This window comes from Streptomyces sp. NPDC001922 (genome assembly GCF_042891165.1).
Taxonomy (GTDB): domain Bacteria; phylum Actinomycetota; class Actinomycetes; order Streptomycetales; family Streptomycetaceae; genus Streptomyces.
Genome location: NZ_JBIASV010000002.1, coordinates 94,712 through 112,457, shown reverse-complemented (window position 1 = coordinate 112,457; position 17,746 = coordinate 94,712). Strand labels below are relative to the sequence as shown.

The 17,746-nt window shown below is 72.3% G+C and carries 10 protein-coding genes and 1 pseudogene; 5 read left to right on the top strand and 6 right to left on the bottom strand.

The annotated features are described in order from the left end of the window. The first annotated feature begins 543 nt into the window (after positions 1–543). The 3 genes and pseudogenes from ACFYYR_RS03945 to ACFYYR_RS03935 all read left to right on the top strand — a co-directional run. Entirely contained in the window at positions 544–4,848 is a 4,305-nt protein-coding gene (locus ACFYYR_RS03945; protein ID WP_388846619.1) for a ricin-type beta-trefoil lectin domain protein, read from the top strand. Further along, positions 4,845–5,588 carry a hypothetical protein gene (locus tag ACFYYR_RS03940; protein WP_388846617.1) on the top strand — a complete coding sequence of 248 codons (744 nt, stop codon included), beginning with the start codon at positions 4,845–4,847 and terminating at the stop codon, positions 5,586–5,588. The genes ACFYYR_RS03945 and ACFYYR_RS03940 overlap by 4 nt, the downstream gene beginning before the upstream one ends. Positions 5,589–5,946: 358 nt before the next feature. After that, a pseudogene (locus ACFYYR_RS03935) lies at positions 5,947–6,278 on the top strand (hypothetical protein); the annotation flags it as partial. 5 nt (positions 6,279–6,283) lie between these two features. On the opposite strand, the gene ACFYYR_RS03930 reads toward ACFYYR_RS03935, so the two are convergent. From ACFYYR_RS03930 to ACFYYR_RS03920, 3 genes are read right to left on the bottom strand one after another with little or no spacing between them, the layout of a single operon-like run. After that, positions 6,284–7,648 carry a cryptochrome/photolyase family protein gene (locus ACFYYR_RS03930; protein WP_388846615.1) on the bottom strand — a complete coding sequence of 455 codons (1,365 nt, stop codon included), beginning with the start codon at positions 7,646–7,648 and terminating at the stop codon, positions 6,284–6,286. Between the two features lie 9 nt (positions 7,649–7,657). After that, the gene (locus ACFYYR_RS03925; protein WP_388846613.1) at positions 7,658–8,419 is read right to left on the bottom strand and encodes an anti-sigma factor domain-containing protein; all 762 of its coding nucleotides are present in this window, start codon (positions 8,417–8,419) and stop codon (positions 7,658–7,660) included. Beyond that, positions 8,416–9,006 carry a sigma-70 family RNA polymerase sigma factor gene (locus ACFYYR_RS03920; RefSeq protein ID WP_388846611.1) on the bottom strand — a complete coding sequence of 197 codons (591 nt, stop codon included), beginning with the start codon at positions 9,004–9,006 and terminating at the stop codon, positions 8,416–8,418. Before ACFYYR_RS03920 ends, ACFYYR_RS03925 begins: the two co-directional genes overlap by 4 nt. A gap of 222 nt (positions 9,007–9,228) precedes the next feature. Here ACFYYR_RS03920 and ACFYYR_RS03915 point away from each other — a divergent pair, with 222 nt between their 5' ends. Then, complete coding sequence (locus ACFYYR_RS03915; RefSeq protein ID WP_388846609.1) at positions 9,229–10,101, top strand: class I SAM-dependent methyltransferase; 873 nt, start codon at positions 9,229–9,231, stop codon at positions 10,099–10,101. A 146-nt stretch (positions 10,102–10,247) separates the two neighbouring features. On the opposite strand, the gene ACFYYR_RS03910 is transcribed toward ACFYYR_RS03915, so the two are convergent. Beyond that, positions 10,248–11,081 (bottom strand): aldo/keto reductase, encoded by an 834-nt coding sequence (locus ACFYYR_RS03910; RefSeq protein WP_388846607.1) that lies wholly within the window; start codon positions 11,079–11,081, stop codon positions 10,248–10,250. Positions 11,082–11,217: 136 nt separating this feature from the next. Continuing rightward, positions 11,218–13,041 (bottom strand): AMP-dependent synthetase/ligase, encoded by a 1,824-nt coding sequence (locus tag ACFYYR_RS03905; protein ID WP_388846605.1) that lies wholly within the window; start codon positions 13,039–13,041, stop codon positions 11,218–11,220. Between the two features lie 791 nt (positions 13,042–13,832). On the opposite strand from ACFYYR_RS03905, the gene ACFYYR_RS03900 reads away from it, so the two are divergent. Next, a complete protein-coding gene (locus ACFYYR_RS03900) occupies positions 13,833–15,110 on the top strand; it encodes a hypothetical protein (RefSeq protein WP_388846603.1) in 1,278 nt (425 codons plus the stop codon). Between the two features lie 235 nt (positions 15,111–15,345). On the opposite strand, the gene ACFYYR_RS03895 is transcribed toward ACFYYR_RS03900, so the two are convergent. Next, the gene (locus ACFYYR_RS03895; protein WP_388846601.1) at positions 15,346–17,286 is read right to left on the bottom strand and encodes an exo-alpha-sialidase; all 1,941 of its coding nucleotides are present in this window, start codon (positions 17,284–17,286) and stop codon (positions 15,346–15,348) included. Positions 17,287–17,746 lie beyond the last annotated feature (460 nt).

The following is a 17,746-nucleotide window of genomic DNA, read 5'->3' as shown; positions in this document are numbered from 1 at the left end:
ACTCCCTGCACTTCCCCTTCACATGATCCACACATGAAAAGCCGGGCTTGAACTGGCATTTGTGCGCCCTGTGCCGCGAGAACCGGAGCGGCCGCGCTCCTCGGAACGGCCGCGTCGCGCTTTCCTGGCTCTGCCGGCCTGCGGCTAAAGTGGATGCTGCGTGCACGGATGTGGTCTTGGCCATGCCGTGACGCGCACACGTCATTCGGCGGCCCGAGGGACAGGCCCGTCACAGGGAGAGACGCATCGCCATTCGGCGATACCGGCCACATGTGAACGCCGCCATGGTCGCCGCACCCGCTGCCTCTGCGCCGGGACCACGCGCTGACCCACGCGCATCGCCACCAGCTTCGGGCGGGACACCCCCGCCCGCCCACGTTCGCCACAAAGGATGCTTCCTTGCGCCTCAAACCGGGGTTGTTCAAGCCCGAATCACGATTATCCGCAGCGTTCACCTCCACCGTCACGGCCGCCGTTGCCCTGGCTGTCCTCGGCGGCCTCGGCGTCCAGCCCGGTGGAGTCCCCCGGGCTGCCGGACAACGCATGGCTCCGGTCGGGGACTCGTACGACGGCTACGACGCCAAAGCGGCCGAACGGCTGCGCGAGGATCAGTGTGTGGCCGCTGAGGCCCTGCGCATGGGCGGGCCGGACGTGTCCGCCCTCGCGCAGAACGCCATCGGGCTGCCGCCCGACCAGCTCCACCAGAAGCTCGAACGGGACGTCCTCAACGACAAGACGCCGCTGCACCAGGCCTTCAACGCGGACCGAGCGAGCGCGGACCAGTGGGTCGACAAGGTCCAGAAGCAGGGAACCGCGTGGTCCGGTGCCGTGAGCGGCCTGGAGTCCTACCCCGGCGCGCCACGGGACGCGAACAAGATCTACGACAGGACCGGGCTGCTTCCCTGGCTGTACCAGGCGTACTTCAACGGGATCGACCTGTTCTCCCCGTTCCATGACCCGTCACCCACCGCCGACGACCGGACGAAGGCCGCCGCGCTCGCGATCGGCGACCCGCTCTACACCACCGGGGGGACGCCGGAGGAGCGGGAGGCGTGGACCCTGTGGAAGAAGAACTCCGGGAAGATCGAACCGAACCAGATGTTCGTTCCCCGCGTGTTCGCCGATGATGCTCGCCTCTTCCTCGCGTCCGGTGGTTTCCCCCGTACGGCCCCGGCAGCGGACACGGCGGAGTTCCGCGTCGCGGTCGAGGACCTGAAGGCGCGCTACGCGTCCTGTGCGTGGCACGACCCGATCGACCCGAACCGGGTTCTCGGCAAGGAGGTGGCGCAGGCGTCCGCCGAGTGGCAGCAGGAGCTCACCTCGCAGGCCACGCAGCGGCAGCAGATCCTGGCCGCCGGTTCCACCGCCACGAAGGCGTTGCAGGACGGCACGTTCACCCTGGGGCAGATCCTCGGCCAGTCATGGCTCGCGGACTACTCCACCCGCTGGCAGGACTACTGGTCCGCGGGCGGGCTGGGTTGGATCGGCGACAGCCATGTGACCATCGAGATCCCCGGGGCGAAGGGCAACTGCCTGGAGGTCCAGGGCGGTGGCAAGTCCAACGGCACGGCGGTTCAGGTCTACACCTGCAACAACGGCGCGGCGCAGCAGTGGACACTCGAAGGCAGTGAGGGCGATCTCCACCTTCGTAACGTCGGCTCGCAGAAGTGCCTGGATGTGGCGGGGAACGCGTCGGCGAACGGCACGAAGATCCAGATCTCGGACTGCTACAAGTCCAAGGGCCAGTCCTGGGCGGGCGATGTCCGGGCGTCCTCGCCGCTGAAGAGTGTGTCCACGGGCAAGTGCCTCGATCTGAGCGCGTTCACCAAGAACACGGACGCGCGGCTGTGGGACTGCAAGGACACCGGCACGCAGAAGTTCCTGATCAAGCCGTCCGGTCACCAGGGCACCGACGGCCCGTTGTACCCGGAGAAGGCGCAGTTCGACAAGGCGAGGAAGACCGTCACCGATGCCCAGGCGGCGGCGAAGAAGCACGTCGCCGCGCTCAGGACCCAGCTGGAGAACGCCCGGAAGGCGGCCGCCACATCGGACGCCGCTGAGCAGGCGGCCTACGGGATCGCGGACGCGGCCGGTGCCCCGCGAGGTCGTGGTCTGCTGGTCGGTCAGCAGAAGGCGCAGGTCACCAAGGGGTCTGTGGCGGCGCTGACGGCGATGGTGAAGGCCGGTGAGACCGCCGAGGCGACCACCCGTGCCGCGGCCGGTGACAGTGCCACCATCGCGCAGCGTGCGATGGCGCAGGCCGCGCAGGTCAACGCGGAATTCCGCAAGGAGGCCGCCCACTCGGCCGAGCTGCAGGCGAAGGCAGCGGCGGACGCGGCGAAGGAGCACCGGGACAACGCCAGGAAGGACAAGGAGACGGCCGAGGCGAAGCTTGCCGAAGCCCTTGAGGCCGAGGGGGATGCGAAGGCCGCAGCTGCCGACGCGCATGCCAAGCGGCTGGCAGCGGAGGCCGAGGAGAAGACGGCCAAGGCGGAGAAGGAGACCGCCGCCGTCAAGCAGGCCGAAGCGGCGCAGCACAAGAGGACCGCACAGACCGAGGCGGCGAACGCCCAGGACGCCAAGGAGAAGGCCGAGGCAGCCGAGGCGACCGCCTCCGCGCGCAGGGACGACGCGGTCACGGCCCGCAACAGCGCCAAGGCGAAGCGGGACGATGCCTGGGACGCCGAGCAGAAGGCCGACGCCGCCCGGGCCAAGGCTGATGCCAAGGGTGCCTACGCCGACTCACTGGACGCAGGCGACGCGGCAGACGCTGCCCGCGCCGCCGCCGACGAGGCCGGCCGGCATGCGGACAACGCCGAAGCGGCTGCAGGCCGGGCCCGTTCGGCGGCGGATGCCGCGACCGAGGCGGCCGCCGAGGCGGACGCCGCGGCCACTCGCGCCGAAGCGGCCGCCAAGCGGTCCCGTGCGAACGCGGACGCGGCTCAGGCCGCCAAGCTGAAGGCCGACGCCGCGGTGCGGACCGCGACCAGCGCCGCCGCCGACGCCATCAAGGCCTCACAGCACGCCTCCCAGGAAGCCCGGACGGCCGTCGAGCTGGCGGAGGAAGCGGAGAAGCTGGCCAGGACCGCCAAGTCGCACGCCGACGAAGCGAACAAGGAAGCCGCCAAGGCCCTGGTCGCCTCGGCGAAGGCGGCAGGATTCGCCCATGTCACCGCGCAGGCAGCGGTCGACGCGGGCAACGCCGCCGTCCAGGTCGCCAAGCCGGCGAACGACGCGATCCAGCTCGGTTCGCCCTACGCGACGACCGACTCGGCCGCGAGCCTGGTCGTGCTGACCGGGCAGGCGTCGAAGTCGATCGCCGATCAGCAGAAGGCAGTCGCCGACGCCCACGCCGAGAACGCGCAGGCCGAGGCCGCAGCGGCGAAGAACACCGCCGAGCAGGCAACGGGCGACGCGAAGATCGCCTACCAGTACGCGGCCAACGCCGCCGGACACGCGGCGGACGCCCGCACCTACTCCAAGGAGGCCCTGGGCTACGCGGCCGAGGCCGCCGCGGCAGCTGCGAAGGCCTCGGCCTCTCTGGCCCGCACCATCGAGTACGACCACAAGGCCACCGAGGACGCCGACGCCGCCGACCGGGCAGCCGGGCGCGCCGAGGGCTACGCCACGGAAGCCCGGGACTCCGCCGACCAGGCCGCCCTCGACGCCGCCGCCGCCCGTGAAGCCGCAGCCACGGCCGAACAGGCGGCCAAGGACGCCCGCGCGGCCGCCGACCGCGCCGACGCCGCCGCCACCGAAGCCGAACAGGCCGCCGCGGAAGCCGAACGGTATGCCAAGGAAGCCCAGGAAGCCGCGGAATCGGCCGAGCGGAAAGAGGCCAACCGGCAGGTCTCCGAAGGTTCCGGAACCGGAGTCGAACGCGTCTTCTACGTCGTTGACAAGATGACGGAGTCGAAGCCGGCCAAGCAACTGAACCCGTGCGACTACGTTCCCCAGGGCTGCACCGTCACCTACGAGGTGTACGTCGACGTCACGGTCAGCTACTACTACTGCCTCGACCCCGACGTCCCCGCCACTGCGGCAGGCTGCCCGAAGGCGGACACGCTCTTCCTCTACACGGACACCTTCGAGGACCAGGAACAGACCTGGACCCACCACTTCAGTTTCGGTGACATCACTCGGATCGGTTGGCAGAACCTCTTCGGTGAAAAGGCCGGAGCAGTCCTGTACGAGCTGGTGCTCGGTGACGTCGCCCGCTGCTACCACGGCGAGAAGTCCAAGTGCGCCTGGGCCGCCACGATGTTCGTGCCGACCTCGGTCGCCACGAAACTCGCCGAGGCCGCCAAGCTCGCCCTGCGGGCCGAGCACGCCATCAAGACCGGTGAGAACGCCGCGCGGGTACTCGCGGATCTGAAAAAGATCTATGGGGAGAAGGGCGCCCTCCAGGTCGGCGACGCCGCGAGCGCGGCGGGCATGGGGCTGCGTATCGCGACTGCCGCAGCGGAACGCGCCAGGATCGCCCGTGGCACCCTCGACCCCAAGCTGCTCGACAAGCTGAAGGACGCGGGCGTGAAGTTCAACAGGGCGGACACGCTCTGGGTGATCGAGTACGCCAAGCCCGGTGTGCCTCTGGCCTGGCTGGAGAAGGGCACCGTCAACGCCGGCCTGACGCACATCATGTTCCGGCACGCGGGAGAGTTCGCGGAAGCGGGAGTCCGGATCGAGGACGTCCCGGCCCTCGTCAAGGCGGCTCTGACCCAGGGGACGAGGGTCGGCACCCAGGGAGCGGGAAGGCCGATTCTCGAGGTCGTCTTCCAGGGCAGGACCCAGCGGGTGGCCGTTAGCGTGGGCGACAACGGATATGTGATCGGAGCGAACATCGCATGACCCTCGAAGAACCACGGGACATCCTCGTGCAGGCACGGGGCGAGCCGTCTCCGCTGTACGAGCCGCAGGACCCCGGTGCCCACCAGGACCTCGGCGCCTTCACCCGCCACGTCCCCCTGGACGATGACCGGCTGTCCCTCCCGGCGGATCTGGCGGAGGCGCTGCGATCCTGGTCGCTGTCCCGCCCACCAGGGGGATTCACCTCCCGCCCGGACCTGCGCAGGCACGTCAAGCAGGGCCTGACGATCGCTCAGCGGCTGGCAGCCCGCCTCGGGCCGTCGTGGACGGTGCGCTACTGGGACGAGCACCAGAGGACGGCGAAGTGGCTGTGCTGGGGCTGCGACCGCCTGCACTGGGAGCGGGACCGTCACGACGCACCACCGCACCCGGTCGACCTCACGATCGAGGGCGAGTACCAGTACGGTCCGCTGCGCGCCGACGGATTCGGGGACTTCTTCCCCGACGATCCCGCCGCCGCGCTGACCCTGTCCGACGGCCTGGTCTCCGGTCTGTACGCGTGGGCGAAGGGCATCGACGGACTGGTGAACCGCTTGGTGCAGGACCGGGACGAGGGAACGCACGACGAGGAGTGGCAACGGCTGTTCCGCGAGGGGAGGGAACTGGCGAGGCGAGTCGCGCACGAGATCGGCCCCGACCGGCAGGTGACCTACAAGGGCATGGCGCACGGCGGTCTGTCCGTGCTGACGTCGGTCACCTGGCAGGGCGAGCGGGAGGTGTAGGCGGACCTGATACGCCAGTCCGGTTTCGTGGCCTCGGGGTGGCACCCGGCTGGGAACGGGTGCGGCCACCGCGTGATCATCGGGGAGTGTGTGGACTCCTGAAGACGTGCGGTGGCCGCAGGCCATGGCGTGGCCCCTGGCCGTTGGCGGGCGATGTTCGACCAGGCTATGGCCCGGATCGCGGGAGGTTCGGCCTGCTCTCGCTGTTCCGGTTATCCGTAGGCGAAGCGATTTCGCCCCACGGATACCAGCACCCTCGTCTCAAGATCCACCGGCCGGATTTCCGCTGGGCGATCTCGTCATCGACCGCTACCGTGCCGGGCAGGACCCACAGGGGGAAAGGGAGCTTGTGCGCCCAGTGCTGTTGGTGGTGTGGACGGACCGCTGAATCCCTATGCCGCGAAGCCGCGCCGGCGGCCTGCGGGCTATGAGACGCACCGGCTGGTCACGCCTCGCTGGGAGGCGTCCGAGCGGCGCCGACTGACCGAGTGGGGGCTGCCGAACAAGCCAGTGAAGCCGCTCCGGGTGTGGCTCAACCCGAACCACGGGCCGGCGCTGGCCGCGCTCCCCTTCGACCTGGTCTGGGCCACGACGTGGGAGGAGGAGGCCAACGACTTCCTCGCGCCGGCCCTGGGGCTGCCCGCCCTGCCCTACATTCCATGGCCTTCACCACACCCCCGGGCCCCCGGGCGCCCTCACCCGATCCCCCGAGCCTCCTGGAACCGCGCCAAGCCGTCCCCCAGGTCCACCACCGGCTCCGGATAGTCCAGCCGGTCGCGGACCTCCGCCGGCAGGTGCCACGGGCGGTGCACGGCCGGGCCGGTCACCTCGGCGAGTTCCGGCACCCAGCGGCGGACGTACTCCCCGCGCGGGTCGAAGCGCTTCGCCTGGGCCAGGGGGTTCAGGACCCGGTTGGGGCGGGTGTCCGTGCCGGTGCCCGCCACCCACTGCCAGTTCAGCTGATTGTTCGCCACATCCCCGTCCACCAGCAGGTCCAGGAAGTGCTGAGCGCCCACCCGCCAGTCGATGTACAGCGTCTTGGCCAGAAAGCTGGCCGCCAGCAGCCGTGCCCGGTTGTGCATCCAGCCCTCGTGGATCAGCTGCCGCATCGCCGCGTCGACCACCGGATAGCCGGTCCGGCCCTCCCGCCAGGCGGCGACCTCCTCCGGGGCCCGCCGCCACCGGTCCTTCCGGGTCCGGTAGTCCCGGTACGACGCCTCGGGGCGGGCCGCCAGGACCTGGTGGTGGAAGTCCCGCCACGCCAGCTGCCGGACGAAGGCCTCGGCCCCCGTGCCGCCCGCCTGACGGGCCCGGTGCACCAGCTCCACCGGCGACAGCGCGCCGAAGTGGAGGTAGGGCGAGAGCCGGGACGTCGCGTCGCCCGGCAGATCGTCGTGCCGGTCGGCGTAGGCGTCGATCCCGCCGTCCGTCCACGCCTTGAGCCGCCGGCGGCCCTCGGTCTCGCCGCCCGCGGCCAGACCCGGGGAGACGCCCTTCAGGTCCGTCCGGCACGCCAGGTCGTCCGAGCGGATCCCCTCCGGGACCCGTACGACCCGGGGCGCCCCCAGCCGGTCGCGCAGCCGCTCGCTCTCCCAGCGCCGGAAGTACGGGGTGAACACGGCGAAGTGGTCCCGGTCGGACGGGGTCACCGCGCCCGGCGGCAGCGCCGTGATCACGGCGTCGTGGACCTGGAGGTCGCACCGCTCCTCCCGGAGCGCCGCCCGGAGCCGCTCCTCGCGGCGCAGCGCGTAGCCGCTCACGCCGCCCGCGATGTGCACCCGGCGCGCCCCGGCCTCGTACGCCACCCGGCAGACCTGCTCCACCACATCGCCCGTACGGATGACGAGCCGTCCGCCCCGGTCCCTCAGCCGGGCGTCGAGGTCGGCGAGGCAGTCGGCGAGGAACGCCCGGCGGTTGGGGGCGTCGAACCCCGCCTCCCGTACGCCGGAGTCGACGACGAACAGGGGCACCACCTCATCGGCGCCGCGCAGCGCCGCCCGCAGCACGGGCTGGTCGTGCACCCGCAGGTCGGATGTGAACAGGGCAATGGACACCCTCATGCGCCACTCCTACACGCCCTGGCCGGGCGGGAATTCCATCAGTGCGAGGGGATCGGTGGTCGGCTGCTCGGAGCCGCCCGCAGGCTCGACGGTGATGCCCATCCCCGAGGCATCCCCGACCGGACCGCGCATCAGCATCGCCGGCTGTGCGGAGGCTTCCACCAGTCCCGCGGAGCGCATCTTCCCACCGTCGGCGAACCACAGTTGGTACACCTTGCCCGACGGCAGCGGCGGCAGGCCCGAGGCGAGGAACGCCGCCTTGTTCTGGCTGCGGGAGACGACGACCGTGGCGGACGCGCCGTCCTTCAGCTTGCCCCCGGTGGCCCGGGCGTCCGGAGCGGCGAGCACCTTGGTGATCTCCTCCTGCCGCTGTTCCGCCTGGCGGGCCACCTGCCGGGCGTCGTCCACCTGCTGGTGCTGCCAGACGGCCACCCCGCCCAGTCCCGCGGCGGCGGCCAGACACGCCGCCAGCGCGAACCGGTACGGCGACCGGGCGCGCCGCCGGGACGGTCCGCTCACCCGGCGCCGGGAGATCCGCGGCGGTTCCTGACGGACCGTCACGATCTGTCTCATGACCCGGTCCTTCATCTCCGGCGGGGGCACCATGGACACGGCCAGCCCCAGCCGTCCGGCGGTCGCGGTCAGTTCTCTCACCTCCTGGGCACAGGGCGCGCACTCCACGAGGTGGCGCTCGAACTCCTCGCGTTCGGCCTCCGGCAGCGCCTGCGTCGCATAGGCGCCGGTCAGCGTGTGCAGATCCGCGGATTTCACGCGGTCACCCCCAAGCAGTCGCGCAGCCGGATGAGCCCGTCACGGAGGCGGGTCTTCACCGTTCCGAGCGGGAGGGACAGCAGTTCGGCGACCTCCCGGTAGGTGTGTCCCCGGTAGTAGGCGAGGGTCACCGACTGCCGTTGCAGCTCGGTGAGGGTGCGCATGCAGCGGCGCACCTGCTCCCGCTCCAGCCGTGCCTCCACCTGTTCGGTGACCTCGTCGAAGGCGGGGGTCCGGTCCAGCAGGGCCGCCCGGTGCTCCCGGTCCGTCGCGGCCTGCGCGGCCCGCACCCGGTCCACGGCCCGCCGGTGGGCCAGGGTGAGCACCCAGGTCATGGCGCTGCCACGGTCCGACCGGAACCGTGCGGCGGTCCGCCACACCTCCACCATGACCTCCTGTGCCACCTCCTCCGACTGCGCCGGATCGCGCAGCACGCCGCGGACCACGCCGAGCACCGGGCCGCAGACCGCGTCGTACACCCGGCTGAACGCCTCCTGATCGCCCCTGGCCACCATGACCAGCAGCTCCTCCAGATCGGGCCCGGCAGGGCCGGGCCGTGGATGGCTGCGGAGACCAGCGGACCCCATGTTTCCTCCAAGCACCGGGCGGCTCGTGACGCCACCCATCCTTCACGCGGGCAGGCCCGCGTCCGCGCAGGCTCCACGAGTCATTCGGGACCGGGACCGGCGCGGATTGGCCGCGGGAGGGACATCTTTGCGGAAGTGGCACAACTGTTGGTGCACCAGGGGTGGCTCCCGGCATCCTCAACGGCGACAGCGACGGCACGCACCGACCGGAGGCGGGCAACGATGACCGACCATCACCATCACAGCACGGAGATCGACTGGGATGCCATGGGACCGCTCCTCGAACTGGAGGGTGAGGTCCAGATCCCGCTGCTGGAGCAGGCCGCCGGCTGGCTGCGCGGCCGGAGCGGCGGGGTGCGGCGGGTGCTGGACGCCGGCAGCGGTCCGGGCGTCATGAGCTGCCTGCTCGCCCGGGAGTTCCCGGAGGCCGAGGTCGTCGCCGTGGACAGCGGGCGGGAGCTGCTCGACCGGGCCGGGCGCCGGGCCGCCGGTCAGGGACTGGCCGAGCGGGTCCGCACCCACCTCGCCGACCTGCCCGGCGGGCTGGACGAAGTCGGGCCGGTGGACCTCGTCTGGTCCAGCAAGGCGGTCCACCACCTCGGCGACCAGGTGGCCGCACTCGCCGCGCTCGCCCGCTGCCTCCGCCCCTCAGGCCTCCTGGCGGTGTCCGAGGGCGGGCTGCCCCGCCGCTGGCTGCCCCGCGACATCGGGATCGGCCGGCCCGGGCTCCAGGAGCGGCTGGACGCCCTCAACGCCGACCGGTTCACCGAGATGCGCGCCGCACTCCCCGGCTCGAAGTCCGAGGTCGAGGACTGGCCCGCGCTGCTCGCCGCGGCCGGTCTCGAACCCGTCGGCACCCGGACCTTCCTCCTGGACCTGCCCGCACCGGCGCCGCCCGCGGTCCGGGAGTTCGTGGCTGCCGACCTGGCGCGGCTGCGCGAGAAGCTGGCGGACCGGATCGACGCGGATGACCGGGCGACCCTCGGCCGGCTGGCCGACCCGGACGACCCGGAGGGCATCCACCGCAGGCCGGACGTCTTCCTGCTGAGCGCCCAGACCGTGCACGCCGCGCGGCGGCCGGGACCGGACAGCTGAGCGGGTACGCCGCCCCGGTCCGGTGAGTGCCGCCCCGTCAGGGCACCCGGCCGGGCGGCGCATGCGAACGGCGCCGCCGCTCCCGGGGAGCGGCGGCGCCGTGGCGAACCGGCCGGAAGGCGGCCCTTCCGGTGCTGCCGGACCGGTCAGGCCACGTCGAACGTGGCCGGGTCCGGGCCGAGGCGCTGACCGGCGTCCAGGCCCGCGATGGCGTTCAGATCGGCGTCGTCCAGCTCGAAGCCGAAGACGTCGATGTTCTCCTTGATCCGGGACGGGGTCACGGACTTCGGGATCACGACATTGCCGAGCTGGAGGTGCCAGCGCAGCACGATCTGCGCCGGGGAGCGGCCGTGCTTGCGGGCGATCTCCCCGAGCTTCGGGTCGTCCAGCAGGCCCTTGCCCGACCCGATCGGCGACCACGCCTCGGTGGCGATGCCGTGCTGCGCGTGCAGCGCGCGGGCCTCGGCCTGCGGGAACAGCGGGTGCAGCTCGATCTGGTTCACCGCGGGCACCACGGAGGTCTCGTCCAGCAGCCGCCGCAGGTGCTCGGGCTGGAAGTTCGATACGCCGATCGCCTTGGCGCGGCCGTCGGCGAGGATCGTCTCGAGCGCCTTCCACGTCTCGATGTACTGGTCGCGCGACGGCAGCGGCCAGTGGATCAGGTAGAGGTCCACGTACTCCAGGCCGAGCCGGGACAGCGAGGTGTCGAACGCCTTGAGGGCGGACTCGTAGCCGTGGTCGGCGTTCCACAGCTTGGTCGTGACGAAGAGGTCCTCACGGGGCAGTCCCGAGCCGGCGATCGCCTTGCCGGTGCCTTCCTCGTTCTGGTAGGCGGCGGCCGTGTCGATGCTGCGGTAGCCCGCCTCCAGCGCGAGGCCCACGGCGCTCTCCGCCTCGTCGTTCGGCACCTGCCAGACCCCGTAGCCGAGCTGCGGCATCCGGACGCCGTTGTTCAGGGTGGTGAAGGGGACCTTGCTCACGCGTCGATCCTTAGAAAGTAGACGGTCGGATACCACCCTCAACGATCTTCGGGGGCCGCCGCATTCCCAGTGAGCCGTCCGGATCTGCCGGGCCGCCGTTCCGGACGGTTCGGATCAGGTGCCGTGGGGCGTGGCCTCAGGCGTGATAGAGGGCGTCGACCTCCGTGGCGTACGCCTTCTCGATCACCTTCCGCTTGAGCTTGAGCGAGGGCGTGAGCATGCCGTGCTCCTCGGAGAACTGCGCCGCCAGGATCCGGAAGGTCCGGATCGACTCGGCCTGGGACACCAGGGTGTTCGCTGCGACCACCGCCCGCCGGATCTCCGTCTCCAGGTCCTTGTCGCGCACCAGATCGGCGGGCCGCAGCTTGGGCTTGCCGCGCATCTGCAGCCAGTGCTCCACGGCGTCGGGATCGAGGGTGACCAGCGCGGCGACGTACGGGCGGTCGTTGCCCACCACGATGGCCTGCGAGACCAGCGGGTGCGCCCGCACCCGCTCCTCCAGCGGGATGGGCGACACGCTCTTGCCGCCCGAGGTCACCAGGATCTCCTTCTTCCGGCCGGTGATCGTCAGATAGCCGTCCTCGTCCAGTGCGCCGAGGTCCCCGGTCGCCAGCCAGCCGTCCTTGAGCACGGCCTCCGTGGCCTTCGGGTCGTTGAGGTAGCCCTGGAACACCTGACCGCCGCGCAGCCACACCTCACCGTCGTCCGCGATGTGCACCGTGGTGCCGGGGATGGGCCGCCCGACCGTGCCGTAGCGGGTGCGCCGCGGTGGATTGGCGGTGGCGGCGGCGCTCGACTCGGTGAGCCCGTAGCCCTCGTAGACGGTGATCCCGGCACCGGCGAAGAACAGCCCCAGCCGGCGTTCCATCGCCGAGCCGCCCGACATCGCCGTCCGGATCCGGCCGCCCATGGCTTCGCGGACCTTGCTGTAGACGACCTTCTCGAAGAACTGGTGCTGCATGCGCAGACCGGCGCCGGGGGCCGAACCGGTCCCGAACGCCTTGTGCTCCTGCGCCTCCGCGTACCGCACCGCCACGTCGACCGCCTTGTCGAACGGCCCCTCGCGCCCCTCCGCCTCGGCCTTCCGGCGGGCGGCGTTGAAGACCTTCTCGAACACGTACGGCACGGCCAGGATGAAGGTGGGCCGGAAGGCGGCCAGGTCCGGCAGCAGTTCCTTGGCGCCGAGGCTCGGCTGGTGGCCCAGCTTCACCCGGCCGCGGATCGCCGAGACCTCCACCATCCGCCCGAAGACATGGGCGAGCGGCAGGAACAGCAGTGTGGACGCCTCGTCACCGGGCTTGGAGTGGAAGACCGGCTCCCAGCCGGAGACCAGGGTGTCGGACTCGAACATCAGGTTCGCGTGGCTGATCACACAGCCCTTGGGGCGGCCCGTGGTGCCGGAGGTGTAGATGACGGTGGCGGGGGAGTCGGGGGTGACCGCGAGCCGGTGCCGGTGCACCACCTCGTCGTCGATGTGCTCCCCGGCCGCCGTCAGCTCGCCCACCGCGTCGGCGTCGAGCTGCCACAGCCGGGTCAGCAGCGGCAGCCGGTCGATCACCGAGCCCACCGTCATGGCGTGGTCCTCGGTCTCGACGATCGCCGCGGAGACGCCCGCGTCGTGCATCATCCAGTAGACCTGCTCGGCCGAGGACGTGGGGTAGACCGGCACGGGCTGCGCGCCGATCGACCAGAGCGCGAAGTCGAACAGTGTCCACTCGTAGCGCGTACGGCACATGATCGCGACGCGGTCGTTGAACCGGACCCCCTGGGCCAGCAGCCCCTTGGCGATCGCGAGGACCTCCGCGCAGAACTCCCCCGAGGTCACATCCCGCCATTGCCCGTCGACCTTCCGGCCGAGTGCCACCCGGTCCGGATCGTCGGAGGCATGGTCGAAAACGGCGTCCGCCAGGCCTCCGACCTGGGGCGCCGCCTCAACTGGGGGGACGGTGAACTCGCGCAATGACTGCTCCTAGCGTGCTCAGCACAGCGCCGCGACGCTACCCGATCCGGCCCCCGGAAGGGAGAGGCGTCCCGGAATCGGAAATGGCGACATCTGCGCTGGTCAGGCCGCGATGTGCGGTCCTGTGCGGGACAGCTTGGGCGAAACCTGACTCCGGAGTAAGGAGAGGGCGCGGCAATCTCCACCGAATCCGCCCGCGGAAGTCACGGACGCTTTACAGTGCGTGCCTTCATGGGGGCGGATGGGCCGGTCACCGCGGGTCGGGGCGGTCCCGCGAGGCGCGGAGCGAGGGCGTCCGCTTCGGCTCTCCGCGGGCCCGTGCGCCGGGGCGGGGCTCCGGGCCGGCTCCCGGGTCGTGGCGCGGTGCCGTGGCGCCGGTGGCCGCCGACGGTCGCCCTGCCGGCCGGGAGTGCCGACACGGGCTGTACGGGGAGACGGCGTCGGGGGGCCGGGGGTTGCTCCGGCCGCCCGGGAAATTTCGCGAGGGTGTCCGGAGGCCGGGGTCGGCCCGCGGGACGGCGGCGCAACGGTGGTCCAGCTGGGCGGAGGGCCGTGCCGGGCGGCGCACCGGCCGCTCGACGGGCGGCCGACGGGAGGTGACGGGCGGTCGACGGTCCGGGAGTTCTGCCACATGCCCGGCATTCGGCGCTATCTGGTACTCCATTGGACGTCCGGCCGGGTCCACGTGCCGGGTAAATGCGATCATCGGCCTGTTACTGGGTTCGTCCGATTTCGAGCGGTGGCCGTCGTGCAGCAGCGGCCGCCGTCGCTCCGTACACAGAGGAGAACCCGTGAAGTTCACCCGACTGTGCCTGGCTCCCGCCGGGGCCGCGCTGATGCTGGGGGCGCTGGCCGTCCCCGCCGACGCGGCCACCACCGCCGTACCGTGCGACACCGCCCAGCTGATCGCGGCGATCAACGCCGCCAACAGCGGCGACGGCGCCACGCTTGCGTTGGCCGCCGGCTGTGCCTACCACCTGACCACCCCGGCCGACGGGGAGAGCGGGCTGCCGGTGATCGTCAAGCCGATCACGCTCGAGGGCAACGGCGTCACGATCAGCCGCGACGTGGACGCCGACGACGCGTTCCGCATCTTCACCGTCGGTGCGGGCGGTGAACTCACCCTGGAGGCGCTCACCGTCGAGGGCGGCCTGACCACGGCCGACGGCGGGGGCATCCTCGTCCGGAACGACGGGGCGCTCACCGTGGACACCAGCCTCATCACCGGCAACACCGCCGCCGGGGACGGCGGCGGCATCGCCGTCGACAGCGGCGGCACGGCGGCCCTCACGAACACCTCCGTCACCGAGAACTCCGTCGCCGACGCCTCGGCGGCTGTCCCGTCGGCCGTCGGCAGCCCCGCCGCTGTCCCGTCGGCCGCCGCCAGTGCCGCGGCCGCCGCGCCCTCGGCGGCTGCCGCACCGTCCGCTGCGGCCAGCCCGGCAGCCGAAGCGTCCGCGGCCGCCAGCGCCGCCGCCGACACGTCCGCTGCCGCCAGTGCTGCCGCCGACTCGTCCGCCGCCACCCCGGCAGCCAGTGCCTCGGCCGCCGCCACCGCGTCCGCGGACGCCTCGGCCTCCGCTGCCGGCGGCATGGCCGGCGGCATCCTCAACAACGGTGAGATGACCATCGACGGGGGCATCAAGGCCGACGGCACCCGCAGCGTGTCCGCCATCCGTGATGTGCCGACCAGCACGAACGACGAGGACGAGAACTCGGTGACCTACCGGGACAGCCACAACAACGTCACCACCAACGTCACCGGCAACAGCTCCACGACCACCACCCCGGGCACCGGCACGCAGACGGTCTGGAACTTCGGCGTGCCGGACCTCTTCCGGGAGGACGGGCAGATGTCCGGCGCCACGACGATCCGGCCCGAGGGGTACTCGAACGTCTCCGGCTCCGTCGCGCTGGACCGCCGTCAGGTGACCACCACCACGGGCAGCACGGCGGACGGCAGGCTCGCCCTCGGCCTGCCGCTCCCCGGGGTCGGGACCACCATCAGCGCCAACAGCCCGGCCAACTGCACGGGCAGCGCCACCGTCCCCGCCGGCTGCGTCGGCTGACCCTGCGTCCCGGCTCGTCCCCGCCCGTACCGCCCGCCCGCTGGGAACGGGTGTCACTCCGGGCGGCGCCGGGCCGGACGGACGGCTCCGGGGGGCGGCATCACCGCCGCTCCCGGAGCCGTACCGCGGCCCGCTCCCGTAGCCGGGCCCGGGACCCGGCTACGACTCCTCTCCGCGCGGCCCGGCACTTCCTCCGCGCGGCCCGGCCCCGTCCGCACGCCGCCGCGCGGCCCCCTCAGCCGTCCGCCGGGCGCACCCGGTCCAGCGGCAGCCACAGCACCGGGAGCCGGCCGATGGGGCCGCCCCGGGTGCGGAGGCGCTCCAACTCCTCGTCGGAGAGCGCCCGGTCGTAGACCCGTACGTCGTCGAGCGCCCCGGTGAGCCAGGCGCGGCTGTCCGCGGACTGGCCGAGATGGACGCCGAAGGTGGAGGAGCGGCTCACCGTGCCCGGCACGTCCGGCGCGGTCACCTCCGCACCGTCGACGGCGAGCAGCAGCCGGCCGCCGGTCCGGCGCAGCGCGAGATGGTGCCACGCGCCGTCGTTGTGCGCGCCCGGCGTGTTCACCACGGCCGTCGCCGCGGGCCGCGCTCCGTCGGCCGTGGTGATGAGCCCGGTGACCCGCCCGCGGGAGGGCTCGCCGCGGAGCCACACCTGCGGATTCCGGTTCCCCACGCCGCCCATCCACAGGAACGGCTGGTCGCCGGTGGTCGCGGTGTACCGGAACCAGAGGCTCGCGGTGAAGTCCCCGGCCCCGAGGCGCAGCGACTCCCGGAAGGGCAGCCGCACGGCGTCGTCGCCGCCGTCGAACGACAGCGCTCCCTTGAACCGGCCCGCCACCTCCGCCGCTCCGCCGAGCACGGACGCCCCGCGGGCCCACAGGGCCCGGTCCGCCGTGGTCGGGTCGGGGGCGCGGCGCGGGCCCAGCCACTCCTCGGTGAACCGGGCGAAGCGGATCTCGTCGCGGGCGTCCGCCGTGCCGCCCTCGTAGAGCAGGCCGACCTCGTCGTCCGAGAGGGCCACCAGGTCGGAGTAGCCCGACCAGTCGGCGGTGACCCGCTTCCCCCGGTCGGCGCTCTCCCAGGTGCGCCCCTCGTCGTAGGAGGAGCGGATCGTCATGGTCCGGCGCCGGTCGGGGTCGGCGGGTGCGGAGAACAGCAGCCTGCTGTACCCGTCCCGGTCCCGGCTCCGCAGCCGCAGCACGGCGCCCTGCACCATCGGCGTGATGAGGTCGGGAAGGGCACGGAAAGGCGCGGCGAAGTTCTCCCCGCCGTCCCGGCTGACGGCGTACGTCCGGTGGCCCAGGTCCGTGCCGTCCTGTTCCCGCCCGTTGACGTGGACCGCGCCGTCGCTCCGTTCCAGGAGCGTCATCTCGGACGGCTTCTGACGGAACGTTCCGTCGGGGGCGACGGGCCAGGTGTCCAGGGCACCCACCCGCCAGGTCCGGCCGCCGTCGTCGCTGTGTACCAGCGCCGCGTGGTTCGCGGTGATCCGGGCCCCGTCGTGGCTCTCGGCGTTGACCCCGAACACCAGCCGTCCGGCGTGCCGTCCGCGTGTCAGCTGGATGCCGTGCACCGGGCCCGTGGCGTACCAGGAGTTCCAGGCCGGGGGCCGGATCGCCTCGGTCAGGTCCCGGGGCGGCGACCAGGTCGCTCCGTCGTCGTCGCTGTACTGGAGGTGCGGGGTGCGGTCGCAGGGCACGGCGCAGCTCAGCGAGTCGTCCCGGCCCTCGTTGTAGGTGGTCGCGACGAGGATCCGGCCGGTGCGGGTGTCCACGACCGGTGCGGGGTTGCCGTGGGTGTCGCCGGCGCCGTCGTCGACGACCTGGAGCGGGCCCCAGGTGCGCCCGCCGTCCGTGGAGCGCTTGAGGACGAGGTCTATGTCGGCGGCGTCGCCGCAGTTCAGCACCCGGCCCTCGGCGAAGGCGAGCAGGGTGCCCCGGACGGTCCGCACGACCGCCGGGATCCGGAAACACGCGTACCCGGGGTCCTGCGAGGCCTTGAACAGCACCTGCTGCTCGAAGCCGCTGCGGGCCGCGGCCGGGGAGTCCTCCGCGGCCGCGGCCCGCACGGAGACCGCTGGTGGGACGAGCAGCGCGGCGGCGAGTAAGACCCACAGCCGGTGCCACCGGAGCGGGCGTGGACGGGGTCCGGGGCGTGGACGGAGAACTGACGGCATGGCGCGTCCCTTCAGCCGATAATCCGGACATCCCACGTCCCATGTCCGGGCGTCGACGGTACGTGCCGGGCGTTCCTCCTCACAAGCACCGTGCGCCCATCAGCTCGTCCGGAGTAGCCGAGGCCCCGTCGGGCAGGGGGGTGCGGCCGGGAGGGTGGACAGTTCGGCGAAGGCGCCGGTGAAGGCGAGCCCGGTGACCCGGTCCCCGGCGGAGAGCCCGTCACGCCGGCGCAGAGCGCGGCGACGGTCCCCGCCGCATCCCCGCCGAGCACCCCGGGCAGCGGCGCGCCGCCGCGCACCCGGCGCACGGACGGCAGGGGGGAAACCCCGATGGCCTCGGTGCGGGTCAGCAGCTCGCCGACCTGCTGGGGCGACTGGTCCCGGGGTCGATGACGGGGGTTACTGACGACGCTCGAAGCGGTAGCGTTCGATGACGCCCGGCGTGGTCGATCCGCATGAA